Source organism: Microbacterium sp. NPDC058342, from assembly GCF_042723935.1.
Lineage (GTDB): Bacteria > Actinomycetota > Actinomycetes > Actinomycetales > Microbacteriaceae > Microbacterium.
The window spans coordinates 601,123-615,782 of the sequence record NZ_JBHXID010000001.1 but is presented as its reverse complement, the minus strand read 5'-3'; the positions used below and the strand labels follow the sequence as shown (position 1 = coordinate 615,782).

At 69.5% G+C, this 14,660-nt stretch carries 15 protein-coding genes; 6 read left to right on the top strand and 9 right to left on the bottom strand.

The features are described from left to right. Window positions 1-7 precede the first annotated feature (7 nt). Window positions 8-1,399 carry a threonine synthase gene (gene thrC, locus ACFWHT_RS02745; RefSeq protein ID WP_378827866.1) on the bottom strand — a complete coding sequence of 464 codons (1,392 nt, stop codon included), beginning with the start codon at window positions 1,397-1,399 and terminating at the stop codon, window positions 8-10. 188 nt (window positions 1,400-1,587) lie between these two features. Between thrC and ACFWHT_RS02740 the strand changes: the two genes are divergently transcribed. Both ACFWHT_RS02740 and ACFWHT_RS02735 read left to right on the top strand, forming a co-directional pair. Further along, complete coding sequence (locus ACFWHT_RS02740) at window positions 1,588-2,046, top strand: carboxymuconolactone decarboxylase family protein (protein WP_378825237.1); 459 nt, start codon at window positions 1,588-1,590, stop codon at window positions 2,044-2,046. A 30-nt stretch (window positions 2,047-2,076) separates the two neighbouring features. Then, entirely contained in the window at window positions 2,077-2,970 is an 894-nt protein-coding gene (locus ACFWHT_RS02735) for a sigma-70 family RNA polymerase sigma factor (RefSeq protein WP_378825235.1), read from the top strand. Between the two features lie 18 nt (window positions 2,971-2,988). On the opposite strand, the gene ACFWHT_RS02730 is transcribed toward ACFWHT_RS02735, so the two are convergent. Next, a complete protein-coding gene (locus ACFWHT_RS02730) occupies window positions 2,989-4,491 on the bottom strand; it encodes an AMP-binding protein (RefSeq protein ID WP_378825233.1) in 1,503 nt (500 codons plus the stop codon). Window positions 4,492-4,565: 74 nt separating this feature from the next. Next, window positions 4,566-5,174, bottom strand: coding sequence for a TetR/AcrR family transcriptional regulator (locus ACFWHT_RS02725; protein ID WP_378825232.1), 609 nt, complete (start codon window positions 5,172-5,174; stop codon window positions 4,566-4,568). Window positions 5,175-5,309: 135 nt separating this feature from the next. Here ACFWHT_RS02725 and ACFWHT_RS02720 point away from each other — a divergent pair, with 135 nt between their 5' ends. Then, window positions 5,310-6,491, top strand: a complete 1,182-nt coding sequence (locus ACFWHT_RS02720; protein WP_378825230.1) for a lipid-transfer protein — start codon at window positions 5,310-5,312, stop codon at window positions 6,489-6,491. Between the two features lie 53 nt (window positions 6,492-6,544). Next, window positions 6,545-7,360 carry an SDR family NAD(P)-dependent oxidoreductase gene (locus ACFWHT_RS02715; protein ID WP_378825228.1) on the top strand — a complete coding sequence of 272 codons (816 nt, stop codon included), beginning with the start codon at window positions 6,545-6,547 and terminating at the stop codon, window positions 7,358-7,360. A 49-nt stretch (window positions 7,361-7,409) separates the two neighbouring features. Here ACFWHT_RS02715 and ACFWHT_RS02710 read toward each other — a convergent pair whose 3' ends face one another. Both ACFWHT_RS02710 and ACFWHT_RS02705 read right to left on the bottom strand, forming a co-directional pair. Then, window positions 7,410-8,162, bottom strand: a complete 753-nt coding sequence (locus ACFWHT_RS02710) for an AAA family ATPase (protein ID WP_378825226.1) — start codon at window positions 8,160-8,162, stop codon at window positions 7,410-7,412. 15 nt (window positions 8,163-8,177) lie between these two features. Beyond that, window positions 8,178-8,672: a methylated-DNA--[protein]-cysteine S-methyltransferase gene (locus tag ACFWHT_RS02705; protein ID WP_378825225.1), complete on the bottom strand. Its 495-nt coding sequence runs from the start codon at window positions 8,670-8,672 to the stop codon at window positions 8,178-8,180. Between the two features lie 169 nt (window positions 8,673-8,841). On the opposite strand from ACFWHT_RS02705, the gene ACFWHT_RS02700 reads away from it, so the two are divergent. After that, complete coding sequence (locus ACFWHT_RS02700; RefSeq protein WP_378825223.1) at window positions 8,842-9,909, top strand: aromatic acid exporter family protein; 1,068 nt, start codon at window positions 8,842-8,844, stop codon at window positions 9,907-9,909. 83 nt (window positions 9,910-9,992) lie between these two features. Here ACFWHT_RS02700 and ACFWHT_RS02695 read toward each other — a convergent pair whose 3' ends face one another. The 3 genes from ACFWHT_RS02695 to ACFWHT_RS02685 form a co-directional block, all read right to left on the bottom strand. Further along, window positions 9,993-10,853 (bottom strand): CPBP family intramembrane glutamic endopeptidase, encoded by an 861-nt coding sequence (locus ACFWHT_RS02695; protein WP_378825221.1) that lies wholly within the window; start codon window positions 10,851-10,853, stop codon window positions 9,993-9,995. Window positions 10,854-11,004: 151 nt separating this feature from the next. Next, the gene (locus ACFWHT_RS02690; RefSeq protein WP_378825219.1) at window positions 11,005-11,688 is read right to left on the bottom strand and encodes a response regulator; all 684 of its coding nucleotides are present in this window, start codon (window positions 11,686-11,688) and stop codon (window positions 11,005-11,007) included. Further along, window positions 11,685-12,803 carry a sensor histidine kinase gene (locus ACFWHT_RS02685; protein ID WP_378825216.1) on the bottom strand — a complete coding sequence of 373 codons (1,119 nt, stop codon included), beginning with the start codon at window positions 12,801-12,803 and terminating at the stop codon, window positions 11,685-11,687. Before ACFWHT_RS02685 ends, ACFWHT_RS02690 begins: the two co-directional genes overlap by 4 nt. A gap of 68 nt (window positions 12,804-12,871) precedes the next feature. Here ACFWHT_RS02685 and ACFWHT_RS02680 point away from each other — a divergent pair, with 68 nt between their 5' ends. Beyond that, window positions 12,872-14,227 (top strand): hypothetical protein, encoded by a 1,356-nt coding sequence (locus ACFWHT_RS02680; protein ID WP_378825214.1) that lies wholly within the window; start codon window positions 12,872-12,874, stop codon window positions 14,225-14,227. Here ACFWHT_RS02680 and ACFWHT_RS02675 read toward each other — a convergent pair whose 3' ends face one another. After that, entirely contained in the window at window positions 14,228-14,632 is a 405-nt protein-coding gene (locus ACFWHT_RS02675) for a hypothetical protein (RefSeq protein ID WP_378825212.1), read from the bottom strand. Window positions 14,633-14,660: the final 28 nt, after the last annotated feature.

Below are 14,660 nucleotides of genomic sequence, written 5' to 3'. Positions count from 1 at the left end.
GATCGCGTCAGTGCAGCGCGTGCTCCGACACGAAGGCGCGCAGCGCCGCCTCGTCGTCCGCCATCTCGGTGACGTGCTGCGGGGCATCCATCATCTGCCGCAGCTCGGGTGAGAATTCCAGCTCGACGCCGATGGCCTCGGTGATCGTCTCGGCGAACTTCTGCGGCTTGGCGGTCTCGAGCACGAGCATCGGCACGTCGTGCTCGACGAACTCACGCGCGACCTTCACGCCGTCTGCCGTGTGCGGATCGATGATCTCGCCGGAGCCCTCGTACACCGACCGGATCGTCGCGAGTCGGTCGGTGTGCGTCGAGGTGCCGCTGACGATGCCGAACTCCGCCTCGAAGCGCGGCTGCTCGGCCGAGAAGTCGAAGAAGCCCTGCGAATCCAGCGCCGCCCACGCGTCGATGACGCCCTGGCCGTCGCGCCCCACCAGGTCGAAGATGAAGCGCTCGAGGTTGGAGGCCTTCGAGATGTCCATCGACGGGCTCGACGTGGCATGGGTGTCGGCGGCCGACCGGGGGCGGTAGACGCCCGTGCGGAAGAACTCGTCGAGCACGTTGTTCTCGTTCGCCGCGAGCACCAGACGTCGGATCGGCACGCCCATTCCCTTGGCGAAGTGCCCCGAGAGGATGTTGCCGAAGTTGCCCGAGGGCACCGTGAACGACACCTCGAACCCTGGGCGGTACTCCGGCTCCACGGCGTCGGTCACGCGCAGCCAGGCCCAGAAGTAGTAGACGACCTGGGCGGCGATGCGCCCCAGGTTGATGGAGTTGACGGCACCGAGGTGCTGCGCGCGCTTGAAGTCGAGATCGCCGGCCAGCGCCTTGACCAGGTTCTGGCAGTCGTCGAAGACCCCCTCGACGGCGATGTTGTGCACGTTGGCGTCATCGAGCGAATACATCTGCGCCCGCTGGAACGAGCTCATCCGGCCCTGCGGCGACAGCATGAACACCGAGACGCGCTCCTTGCCCCGCAGGGCGTGCTCGGCTGCCGACCCGGTGTCTCCCGAGGTCGCGCCGACGATGTTCAGCACGCGGTCCTTCTTCTCCAGCACGTCCTCCAGCGCCTGCCCGAGGAACTGCATCGCCATGTCCTTGAAGGCGAGGGTCGGCCCTTCGGAGAGGCCGACGAGCGTGATGCCGTCGCCGATGGAGCGCAACGGCACGACCTCGTCAGGGAAATCGGCGTAGGCCGCGGCGGTCATCCGGGCGAGGTCTTCGCGCGGGATGTCTCCGGCGAAGAGCCCGAGCACCTCGGCCGCGAGCTGCGGGTAGGTGAGCGCGCGCCAGCGCTCGAGCGTCTCGGCCTCGACGCGGGGCAGGGTCTCGGGCACGGCGAGGCCGCCGTCGGGCGCGAGTCCCTCGAGCAGCGTCTCGCTGAACGGCTGCGGCTGCATGCCGCCGCGGGTGGAGATGTACTGCGCGTCGCTGCTGGACAACAGGGGACTCCTCGGGTCGGTCGCACGGGGTGCTTCCATTGTCGCAGGGTCGACCGTGTGCGAGATGCGCATGACGCCTGTCACACTTTCGGTCCGGTCTCCGACATGGTTGTGACGGCCTCGAACGAGCCGCCGGAGAGGACACCATGACCAGGATCGACATCGGACGCACCAACAAGCTCGGCTACGCCGCCGTGATCGGGATGGAGGCGTATGCGAGCAAATCGGTCGAGAAGCGCCTGTACGAGTTGATCAAGCTGCGAGCCTCGATCCTGAACGGGTGCGGCTTCTGCGTCGACATGCACGCCACCGATGGCGCGAAGCACGGCATCCCCCAGCGCACGCTGCACGCGGTCGGGGCGTGGCAGCACGCCCGCAACCTGTTCGAGCCGAAGGAGCTGGCGGTGCTGGCGCTGACCGACGCGATCACGCAACTCGGCCCGGACACGGTGACCGACGAGATCTGGGATGCTGCGGCGCAGCACTTCTCCGACAGCGAGATGGGCGGGATCGTGATGGCCATCTGCACCATCAACGTGTGGAACCGGATCGCCATCTCGACGCGGATGGAGCCGCCGGTCGATGACCGGCATCCGATCGTCTGACAGGGGGATGGCGGCGGTAGCGTGTCAACCATGACCACCGTCATCACCCCCGCGACCCGCGCCTGGGAGACCGAGCGCGGCCGGCTGATCGGCATCGCGTACCGGATGCTCGGAGACTTCGGCCACGCCGAGGACGTCGTCTCCGAGGTGGCGATCGACGCGCTGAACGCCGAGCGGGCGGATGCCGACGGCATCCGCTCGTGGCCGGCGTGGCTGACCACGACGTGCGTGCGGCGGGCGATCGATCGCGTGCGCTCCCTGTCATCCGTGCGCGAGGAGTACACCGGGCACTGGCTGCCCGAGCCCGTGGCGACCTCGCGACTGCCGGAAGAGGCGGTCGCCGACCGCGAGATGCTCTCGCTGGCCCTGCTGCACCTCGCCGAGCAGCTGACCCCCGAGGCGCGGGCGGCGGTGGTGCTGCACCGCGCCTACGCCATGTCGGCGGTGGAGATCGGCGAGGTCCTGGAGAAGTCTCCGGCGGCGGTGCGGCAGCTGATCTCCCGGGGCGAGCGCCGGCTGCGACTCGACGACGATTCGACGCCGCCGCGCGCCGCTGACCCGCGGACGCTGACGGCGCTGGTCGATGCCGTGCAGGGCGGAGATCTGCAGGCACTGCTGGGGCTGCTCACCGACGAGACGATCCTGTGGACGGATGGCGGGGGCGTCGTCTCGGCGACCCGGAATCCGATCTTCGGTGCCGCGAAGGTGCACCGCTTCTTCGTCGGCGTGCGCGAGAAGGCCGCTGCCTACGACCCGTCCCACCCGTTCACGATCACGCCGCTGGACGTCAACGGCGAGCCGGCCCTGGCGCTCGCCCACTCCGGCCGCGTCGATGTGATGACGATCGAGTTCGATCCCTCGGGGATGATCCGCGGCATCCGTCAGGTGTGCAACCCGCACAAGCTGACCCGGGTGCTCGGCTGAGAGGGCGCGGTCCGGGCCTCACGCCGGACGGGGCTGCTCCGCTGCGGCCAGCTTGCGCGCACGCAGCGCCGATCGGCGCACCTTGCCGGCGTCGTCGCGGATCGCCTCGTCGCTTCGCTCGAACGCGCGGGGGATCTTGTACGGCACGAGCCGCTCCTGCAGATGGGCTCTGAGCTCGTCGTCGCTCACCGGCGTCGAGGTCTGCACGATGGCGTGCAGCACGTTTCCGTACTCCTCGTCCGGGATGCCGTAGACGCAGCTCGACAGCACTGCCGGATGAGCCTCCAGCGCCCCTTCGACTTCTGCCGGGTAGACGTTGAATCCGCCCACGACCGCCATGTCGGCCTTCCGGTCGGCGAGGTACAGCCACCCGTCGTCGGTGTGCCCCATGTCGCCCACCGTCTCCCATCCCTGCTCGTCGCGTTCCGGCGTGGCGCCGAGATAGAGGTAGGGAGGCGGTGCTCCGGCGCCGCGGCGCACCCACAGCTCGCCGGTCTCGCCGTCCGGAAGCACACGGCCCCGGCTGTCGCGCACCTGGAGCTCTCCGATCGCAACGCGTCCGACCGTCCCCGGGTGCGCGATCCAGTCCTCCCCGGTCGCGATGACGATCGCCTGCGTCTCGGTCGAGGCGTAGAACTCGGAGAGACGGTCGCCGCCGATCCAATCCACCCAGAACTCCTTGAGCCACTGCGGGAGCATCGCGCCGCCGGTCGCGATGGCGCGCAGCGTCGAGAGGTCCGCACGGTCGCGCACTTCGGCGGGCAGCTTGGCGATCCGGTGCAGCATAGTCGGCACGAGACACGTCCAGTCCACTCCATGCCGGTCGATCAGCTCCAGGGTCGCCGCGGCGTCGAAGCGCGGCGCGATCACCAGCGTGCCGCCGGTGATGAGCGGGCCCGAGGAGAACATGATCCCCATGTTGTGGCTCAACGGCGTCGTCGTGAGCTTCACGCCGCCGTGATCCATCTTGAACAGCGGCATGAGCGGAAGCAGCACGTCGATCACCGCGGGGCCGGTCGAGACGATCACCTTGGGGGTGCCCGTGCTGCCGCCCGAGGTCGGTGCCTTCCAGCTCTTCGAGATCACGACGGGGAGGGGCCCGTCGTCGAGCTGCGGATCGGGCTCGAAGCCCGCCGGTATGCTCGCCCACCGCGCGCCGGCCTCCAGCCCCACCACCAGTGATGAGCCGGCGACCTCGATGATCGACTCCAGCTCACGCGCCGGCAGACGGTGCGACACCGGCTGCGGCGTGGCACCGAGCTTCCAGACCGCGATCACCGCCTCGAAGAACGGGATGCCGTTGGGCAGCCCGATCGTGACGAGGTCGCCTTCCTGTACACCCAGGCCGGCGTAGGCCCGAGCGAGCCGGTTGGTGCGCGACTCGAGTTCGCGCCGGGTGATCACCCCGGTGTCGTCGGTGATCACGACCTCGTCGGGACGCATCTCGGCGTACCGCCGGATGGCGGTGACGAACGGCGTGCCGGGGGTCAGGACGGCGGAATCCGGGTGTGCGGTTCCCATGTTGCTCCGATCGGGGTTGCGTCATTGCAATTCCCGGTTATCGTGCCCTGTCCGAAAGTAATAGTCAAGCTGTACTAGTCAGTCGATGACTCCAGAACGTGGTGCGCGAGGCGCTTCCAGCCCGGCAGGTTCGGATCGCGCTCATGGTCGCGGGCCTGGAACGTGTGGGTCAGAGCCACACCGCGCATGCTGCTCAGCAGCGTGCGGGTGAGGTCCTCGAACAACGGGTGGGCGGCGCACTCCGGGCCGAAGCGCTCGGCGATGACAGCGCGGATGCGCATCCCCAGCTCGCGCTCGCGGGGCCGCAGTGCCGCGGCGAGCTCCGGTCGGTGGTCGGCGGCGGCCCACAGCTGCAGAGCGGCGCGGAACAGGGTTCCTTGAAAGCTCGCCCAGAGGATCTCCACGGCTTCGTCGATGGAGACCTGCCCCCCGCCCTCCTCGGCGGGTGACGAGTTCGTCCACTGCTGCGCGAGATGCTGCACTGCGGCGATGAGCAGGTCGTCCCGCGCGGGGAACTGGTGCAGCAGGCTCCCCCGCGAGACGCCGGCGCGCTCCTGGATCCTGGATGTCGTCGTCGCCGCGTAGCCGTGCTCGGCCAGGCAGGTCACAGCCGCATCGAGAATGCGCTCGCGCGTGTCCCACGCTCGCTTCTGAACGGGCAGCGCTGCCTGACCGGATGCCATGACTGCATGTTAGCCGCTGCCACATCCGGCCTGACTAGTCCAGCTTGACTAATTTTCGGGAATCCGTCATAGTGCCTCACGGGCGACGCACGTCGCGTCGGCGACGAGCGACCGAGGCTCAGCGAGGAGGCGCGCATGACGAAGACCGTGGTGGCGGGCGTCGGGATGGTTCCTTTCTCCAAGCCGAGCGCCGGCGCCCGATACGAGGACATGGCATCGACCGCGACGATCAGGGCACTGCGAGATGCCGGCGTCGACTACGGCGACGTGCAGCAGGCTTATGCCGGCTGGGTGTACGGGGACTCCACCTCCGGCCAGGCGGCGCTGTACCGGGTCGGGCTCAGTGGCATCCCGATCGTGAACGTCAACAACAACTGCTCCACCGGATCCACGGCGCTCTTCCTCGCTCGCCAGGCGATCGAGTCCGGGATGGCCGACTGCGTCCTCGCCGTCGGGTTCGAGCAGATGACGCCGGGCGCACTGAGCGCCGCCTGGAGCGACCGGCTGTCGCCGTTCGCACGATTCGACGAGGTCACCGCGGCGGTGCAGGGCGCTAGCGATGCCCCGATGGCCGCCCAGTACTTCGGCGGCGCGGGGCGGGCGCACATGGAGCAGTACGGCACGAGCGCCGAGACGTTCGCGAAGGTCTCGGTCAAGGCGCGGCGGCACGCGGCCGGCAATCCGTATGCGGTCTTCCGTGAGCCGTTGACCCTGGATGACGTGCTGCGCTCTCCGTCCGTCTTCGCGCCGCTCACGCGTCTGATGTGCTGTCCGCCCACCTGCGGCGCCGCCGCCGCCGTGCTCTGCACGCCCGAGTTCGCGGCCGCCCACGGCATCGATGCGACGGTCCGCATTCGCGCACAGGCCATGACGACGGACACGGCGAGCACCTTCGAAGCCAACGACCTGCGGCAGCTCGTCGGCTACGACATGACGGCGAGCGCGGCGCAGCAGGTCTACGAGTCGTCCGGGGTCTCACCGACGGACATCCCCGTCGTCGAGCTGCACGACTGCTTCGCCACCAACGAACTGCTCGCCTACGAAGCGCTCGGACTGACACCGGAAGGCACCGGGGAGCGACTCGTCTCCGATGGCGACAACACCTACGGAGGCCGCGTCGTCACGAACCCGTCGGGCGGGCTGCTCTCGAAAGGTCACCCGCTGGGCGCGACCGGCCTGGCGCAGTGCGCCGAGCTGGTGTGGCAGCTCCGCGGGACCGCCGGCCCCCGACAGGTCGACGGCGCAGCTCTCGGGCTGCAGCACAACATCGGTCTCGGTGGGGCCGCCGTCGTCACCCTCTATGAGAGGGCGGCATGACCCGGTTTCCCGAGGCGCCTCGCCTCGGCCCCGGAGGAAGACAGGGAGACACCGTGGGAACGCTCGACGGCAAAGTGGCGCTCGTGTCAGGTTCGGGGCGCGGAATCGGACGCGAGATCGCGCTGAAACTCGCCCGTGAAGGTGCTCGACTGGTCGTCAACGACCTCGACGCCGAGCCCGCGGAGGACACGGTTCGCAGCATCCGCACAGCAGGCGGGCAGGCGGTGGCCGTCGTCGGCAACGTGACCGACCCCGACTTCGGCGACAGGTTCGTCGGCGCGGCCATCGACTCCTACGGAGGTCTCGACATCATCGTCAACAACGCCGGGTACACGTGGGACTCGGTGATCCAGAACATGACCGACACGCAGTGGGATGCCATCGTCGACGTGCATCTCAAGGCCCCCTTCCGCATTCTCCGTGCCGCGCAGCCCACGATCTCGCGCCTCGCGAAGGCCGAGGCCGCGACGGGCCGGCCGACGTGTCGGAAGGTCGTCAACATCTCATCGATCGCCGGTCTCGGGGGAAATGCCGGCCAGGCGAACTACGCGGCGGCGAAAGCCGGAGTGACGGGGCTGACGAAGACGCTGTCCAAGGAGTGGGGCAGGTACAACGTCACGGTCAACACCGTGGCGTTCGGGCTGATCGGCACCCGGCTCACGGAGCACGACGGCGACCGCCGGATCGACATCGACGGACGCTCGATCACCGTCGGAATCAGTGCGGGACTGCGAGAGATGTCGGAGACCATGATCCCGCTCGGCCGCGTCGGCACGACCGAGGAGGCCGCCGGTGCGGTCTACCTGCTGTGCCTGCCCGAGTCGGACTACGTCAGCGGGCAGACCCTGGTCTGCAGCGGCGGCCTGTGATGCGATCGCACATCCGCGCTCGTCCCCGCGCCTGACGGGCGGTCTCGCCTCAGTCGAGCAGGTGCCGCAGGTACCGCTCGGGCGCACCGAGGAAGGAGCGCCAGTGCCGCACGAGCTCGAGGTCGTCCCACTGCGCTTCGCGCAGGCCCCAGTCGCCGACCTCGAGAATGCGCGCGCCGGGGAGCGCGGCGAGCACCGGGGAGTGCGTCGCGCAGAGCACCTGCCCGCCCTCGGCGGCGATGCGCTGAAGGACCGAGATGAGAGTGAGCGTCGAGCCGAACGAGAGCGCGGCCTCGGGCTCATCGAGGCAGTAGAAGCCCGGGTCGTCGAAACGCGATCCGAGCAGCGCGAGGAACGATTCGCCGTGGCTCATCTCGTGGAAAGCCACATCCGGACCACTCAGGGAGGGGTTGAGTTCGAGATACGTGTAGAACGAGTGCATCGTCTCGGCCCGCAGGAAGAAGCCCCACCGGCTGGCGCCGACGCCGCGCTGCAGACGCAGCCAGTCCGACAGCGGCGACTCCGTCGGACGCGTGCTGTGCCGTGCCTGCCGTGAGCCGCCCTCGGGAGAGAGTCCGTAGGCGAGCGCGATGCCCTCGACGAGCGTCGACTTGCCGCTGCCGTTCTCGCCGACGAGGAAGGTCACACCCGGCGGCAGCGCCAGACCGTCGCGCAGCACCTGTGCGACGGCGGGAATGCTCGCGGGCCACTGCCCGCTCGGCGCCGGCGCCTCGTCGTTCGGATGCACCGCGACGATCGGATGCTCGCGCCGTGCGCCTGGTCGCCCGCCGTACCCGGCCATGTTCCCTCCCGCCGCTCAGAACAGCGCCGTCGGCAGGGCTCCCTCGTGCTCGAGCAGCCAGCGCTTGGTGAGCAGTCCCTCACCGGGACCTCCCCCCGAGTATCCCCCGAGCCCGTCGCTCGCGACCACGCGATGGCACGGGACGAGGAGAGGCAACGGGTTCGCGCCCATGATGGCGCCGATGCCCCGTGCGGGCACGTCGGTGCCGCTGCGGGCAGCGAGTTGACCGTAGGTGACGGTCTCGCCGTGCCCGACGGTCTCGTACAGCGCCATGAGCACCGCGTGCGTGGCGCGGGTCTGCCGCCCGAGATCGATCGGCAGATCGAAGGCGACGCGCTCCCCTCCGAAGTACGCCTGCAGTCGACGCAGCGCCTCCCTCACCAGCGGATCCGGATTCCCGGGAGCGCGCGGTCCGGCATCCGCCGGCCAGAACACGCGCGTGATCGCGGCACCGTCGCTTTCGACCGCGACGAGACCCACAGGTGTGGCCATGGTGTCGCTGTAGGTCATGCAGCGAACCTACCGGTGATCTCCGACGCCGGGCGCCTGCGACGTCCGGCGTCGGTTCCGCGGGCCCGGATTGTCCCAAACGTCGCCGCACCGCGGAATCCCCTTTCCCCGCGCGACCGCCCACTGTGGACTGGGCCTGCCCGGTTGACGACGAGAGTGAGGTCGGAGTATGCGCGAGCGCAGGATCGTTCGATCGCTGCGCGATGCGGTGGCGCCCGCGCGTCTGCTGCTCGCGGTGAAGACGGCCGTCGCCGTCGGCATCGCCTGGACGCTCGCCCCGCTCATGCCCGGCGTCACCGACGAGTACCCGTACTACGCACCCTTCGGGGCGCTGATCAGCATGTATCCGACGCTCATGTCGTCCGCGCGATCAAGCCTGCAGACCCTGCTGGGCCTCGCCGTCGGCACCGGTATCGCCGTGCTCATCGTGTTCACCGTCGGACCGAACCTGTGGACCATCGTGACCGCGGTGGGCCTGGGCATCCTGATCTCGGGCACCGGCTGGTTCGGGTCGGGCCGGGAGTACATCCCGGTGGCGGCACTGTTCGTGCTCATCGTCGGCGGCTCCAATGCCGAGGACTACTCCCTCGGCTACGTCGCGCAGACCGCTCTGGGCGTCGTGATCGGCCTCACGGTGAATCTCGTGGTGCCACCGGCTCCGCTCGTGACCGAGGCGGCTTCACGCATCGGCGCGTTCCAGCATCGTCTCGCCGAGCACCTGCGCGACATCTCCGCGGCCGTCGCGGAGTCCTGGCCGCCCGAGCACAGCGCGTGGAACGACCGGGCCGGGGCACTCGCCGAAACCAGTCGCTCCGTGCGGAGTGCGCTCCTCGAGGCAGACGAGAGCCGCCGCTGGAACGCGCGGGCACGGATGCGCCGGACGGGCACCGAGTCAGAGCACACCCGCCTGGAGATGCTCGATGCCGTGGCACACCAGATCCACGACGTCTCGGGCTGCCTCGGCGACACGATCTGGCAGCGACCCGGATCGTTCCCGCTCGACCCGGGGCTCGTCGACCCACTGTCGGCGGCGACGCGTGCTGTCGCCGATCTGCTCGCCGACGAGCAGGACGATGCGCTGCGGGAAGAGGCCGAGAGGGCGGTAGACGACCTGCTGCGCGCCGTGCACACCCGCTCGATCGAGGCCGATGCCGTCACAGGCCCCGGCGTGCTCACCGCCATGCACCTGCAGCGCATCCTGATTCTGCTGGATCCGCCGGGCGAAGAGCAGTCGTAGGCCGATCCGCGACGACGGCGGGCCGGCCACCGCTCCCACGCTGCGGGGTGGGGCCCGGCATCCGTGGTCCGATGCGCCGCACATCAGCGGCGACGAAGCCGCAGTCGGCCTCGACGATGCGCCGTCCGCAGGAACAGCACTGTCGCCGCAGAGCAGACGAGCACGGCGACGATGCTGCCCTCGGGTCCGAAGCCTCCCCCGGAGAACCAGTCCGGTCCCGCCGTCACCGCGGTGACGAGCGACTCGCGCGCCTCCGCCCCCGACACGACGGTGCCGAAGATGCCGACCGTGGCCACGTTCCAGCCGAAGTGCAGACCGATCGCCAGCCACAGCGATCCGGTGACGAGGTACGCCGCGCCGAGCATGAGTCCGGCCTCGATCGCGATGGTGATCGCGCCCCAGACGGACGCGCCCGGGTTGAGCAGGTGCATGAGTCCGAAGATGATCGCCGAGGCGCCGAGCGCCGCGCCAGCGCCCCACCGGCCCTGGATGAGCCGGAACAGGACCCCACGGAACAACACCTCTTCCGAGACGGCGATCGCGCACATCGTTCCGACCACCGCTAGCGCGCCGGCGAGCGAGCCCCAGCCGGTGATCCGGTAGGCGCCGAACAGGGCGAGGATGCCGATCGTCACCGCTGAGAGCGCCAGGCCGACTCCGATCCCGACCAGCAGGTGGCGGCCCGCGCCCTTCGGCGCGAAGTCCGCAACGCGGCGACGCTCGATTCGTCTCCCGACCCAGACGTGCAGCGCTGCGATCGCGACCGCCAGGACGGGACCGACGATGAGCGCGGCCACTGGATCGTGCAGCGCCGCGGCGATGGAGTTCGTGATCAGCATCGCGACGGTGAGCGCGACCACGACGATGGTCACTCTCACCCAGCCGCGGGTGCGGGGCTTCTGATCCTCGTCCGAGGTGCGGATGTGTGGTGTCGACGTCGTCATTCGTGCTCCTTGCCGGTGTTCGATCTCGAGTGCGAACTCGACGCTACGGGGGCTGTGGACACCCCGGAAACGCGCGCCGGTGGACACTTGGGGTCCCTCTCTTGGGGGATCCGTCGATGAGGTCACGGGGCCGGCGGCCCCGCTGGAAGGATCAGGACCAGGTGGCGATTCCCGCACGGTGAGCGAGCACGACGGCCTGCACCCGATCCCGTACGTCGAGCTTCGCGAGGATGCGTGACACGTACGTCTTCACCGTCTCGTGGCTGATCACGAGCTGTTCGGCGATCTCGGCGTTCGATCGCCCGTCGGCGACGAGGATCAGCACCTCTCGTTCGCGGGGTGTGAGGGCGTCGAACACCGCATCCTCGCGCTCGGCGGGACGCAGCCGCTCGCCGTAGCGGCCGATGAGCGCTCGCGTCACGGCCGGCGCGATCAGCGATTCCCCGGCGGCGACGGCCCGGATCGCCGCCGTCAGCTCGGCGGGCCTGGCGTCTTTGAGCAGGAAGCCGCTGGCTCCCGCGCGCAGCGCGTCGTACACGAGCGAATCCAGCGAGAACGTCGTCACGACAAGCACACGGGCCGCGTCTGGAACGCCCGGCCCTGCGATCCTCCGGGTGGCCTCGATCCCGTCGAGAAGTGGCATGCGGATGTCCATGATCACGACGTCCGGTCGCTCACGCCGAGCCACCCGCACGGCTTCCTCGCCGTCGGCGGCGGTGCCGACGACGGCGAGGTCGGGTTCGGCGTCGATGATGGTGACGAATCCGGTGCGCACGAGCTCCTGGTCGTCGCACACGACGACACGCAGCGGCGCTGTCACCGGCTGTCCGATCATGCGAGCACCCGCGCGCGCACGACGAATCGATCGCCGACCGGTCCGGCGTGGAACTCCCCGCCCACGAGCGCCACCCGCTCACGCATCCCGATGATCCCCCGTCCTTCCGGTGCAGACGACGAAGCCGTTGCGTGACCGGAACTGACCACTTCGATCAGGATCTCACGTTCGCGGTACTCGATGCTCACCGCTGCCGCCCCGTCCCGTGCATGCTTCATGGCATTCGTGATGCTCTCCTGCACGATGCGGACGACCGCGATTCCGGCGACTCCTCGCAGCGGTCGAGGCTCGCCGCGCTCCGCGAGCTCGACCGCTTGGCCGGCCGCGCGGGCACGGGCCCCGAGGTCGCCGATCTGCTGGTCGGCGGGCGCTCGGATGATGTCGGCCTCGCCGTCCAGTGCGCCGAGCAGGCTGCGCAGCTCTCCCAGCGATGCTCGGCCGCCGTCGGCGATCGAGACCAGGACATCCTTGGTCTTCGGATCGATCGCCTGGAGGTATTGCCCGGCCTCGGCCTGAAAGACCATGGCCGTCACATGATGAGTGACCACGTCGTGCAACTCACGTGCGATGCGCATCCGTTCCGCGGCGATCGCCTCTCGTTCCGCGCTCTCCACTCGGTTGCGACGCGCGACCGCCTGCGATCTGAGCCACGAGCCGAAGAGCCAGAGCGCAGTGAGCATCGCCCCGAAGACCAAGGCGTCGAGCACGTCCAGGTCGGTCTCGAGCCCGATCACCACTGCCGCGAGAGCAACGTAGCCGGTCAGCGCGATCAACGCGGTCGCCCCCCGATGCTCCTCGACCAGCGCTCCCGCGCCCACCAGGACGACAAGCAGGCCTAGCGCGGCGAACGTCGTGGGGAAGCCGAGCAGCTGGAACGCGGCGAATGCGCAACCGGTGAGAGCCAGGGCCCATCGGGGCCATCGGCGCAGCAGGGCGACAGCACCGCCCTGGATGACGATGAGCGCGACCCCGAACGGGTCCAGCGGCCGGTCGGGCAGCTCAGCGAGTTCGAGACCCTGATGCGCCACGCCCGGAACGAACGACAGGCCGATGAGCACGACAGCGGAGATGACGTCCCATCTGAGGCGGAACAGGACGAGCCTGGCGGAGCGCATGACTGAATCGTACGGCGACGAGATGCTCCACCTCCGAGCACGTCTGCCAGACTTCATCTGGAGGCGGTATGAGCAGAGGTAGCCCGGTGCGGCATCGATCCCGGATGCTGCGCGCGTCGCTCGCGATCGCCCTGGTCGCTTCGGCTGCCGCGACGGTCCTGACCGGATGCGCGACCGGCGACGGTCTGGCTCCCGCGTTCGCTCACGAGTTCTCGGACGACCCGGCGGTCGCCGAGGTCGACGTGACGACCATCGACGGGATGCCGTTCACCGGCGGGGTCAGCGGCACGGTGCGCACGACTGCGGATCTCGACGACGGCACGATCACAGCGCTCGTGCAGCACGTGCGCGCCTTCGCCGCCGAGGCCGGCGCCGACCGGGTGCGCATCGAGATCCACACGGACGGGTGGAGCTTTCCGGCCCTGCTCGACGCCGATGCCGGCGCACGCGTTCTCGACCGATTGCGTGCCCTGCGCGCTGATCCCCGCCTGCTCTCGGGGACGCTGAGCGCCGGAGAATCCGGCAGTGTGGAGCACCTCGCTCTGGTGACCACCGACCCGGATGCGACGATCAGCACGTGGCGCGAGGGTGTCGGTGACGAAGGTTGGCTGCCCGCTCATCTCGCGATCGCCGATGAGCAGGGCATCCTGGCCATCGACGGGCCTCCCGGCGACTGGGCAGACCCTGCCCTGCAGGTGCGCGCGCGGTTGGAGGGCGAGGTCGCCCTGCGGGCCGTGGAGATCGAGCGATCGTCGATCCGGGTCAGAGTGGGCGATGAGGCGGATGTCCAGCGCGCGCAGGAGATCGTCGACGCCGCCGCCGATAGATCGATGACCGTATCGGTCGCCAGCGACCTCGTCCTGCTCGCGCCGGGCGCTCGCGGCGACGCGGTTCGGGATCTGCTCGCGGCGCTCCCTCCCCCTGACGCGGATGTGGTGCAGGATGTCTGGACCGACGACGTCGCTGCGCGATTCACCATCCGCGGCCGGGGGGCCCTCCTCCCTCTGGCCCGCAGTCTCGGGGCGGCCGCGCCGGCCGCCGGGTTCGAGCGCATCGGCCTGCGGCACATCGCGTCCGACGATTCCGCGGTGAATCTGACGTATCCGCCGGTCGAGCTCGCCGAGCGCGCGAGCGCAGCATCCCGTGTCGTCAGCGCCGGAACCTTCCTGTCCTTCGAAGCGAGCAGCGCCACCGGCATCCGTCTGGAGGTCGACAGGAGGGTGAAGGATGCTGCGCTCGCCGCCTTCGCCCCCGCTCTGCGTGACCTCGCCCGAACCGGTGAACGGGTCTGCGTCGAGCGCGACGAAGAGGCGGCGTTCTGCTTCGTGGCGGAGTCGACGATCAGCACGTCCGGCGGGTCCGACTGGGGTCGTGCCCACGCGAGCGCGTTCGTCGCGGCGTGGAACAGCGCAGCCCGCGACTGATCAGCTCTCCATGGAGCGCCGGCGCTCCACCCTCACACGCTTCACCACGGCAACGAGTCCGAGGACGAGCAGAGTCAGAGCCGTCGTGAGGATCACCGTGTTCGCGGCGAACAGCCATCCGTCGTAGGTCGTGACGACAGGATCGTGCCAGGCGCGCTGGAACTCGAAGTCGATGGTCGCCGGATAGGCGATCGGGTCGTAGCGCGAGAGGTCCTGCTCGACCCACGCGAACGGCCGGCCGAACGCGCTGCTGACCAACTCGTTTCGCCGTGAGATCGTCACGCTGTCCGTGATCAGCAGGTAGATGTTCACGACGGCGCCCAGCGGCACGAGGAACAGGAAGTACTGCGCCGCATCGCGCACCGGTCGTGGACGGCGGTGAGGCGGCGCGGCGACGGTGCTCATGGTTCGTCCAGCATGCCATCACCCGGAA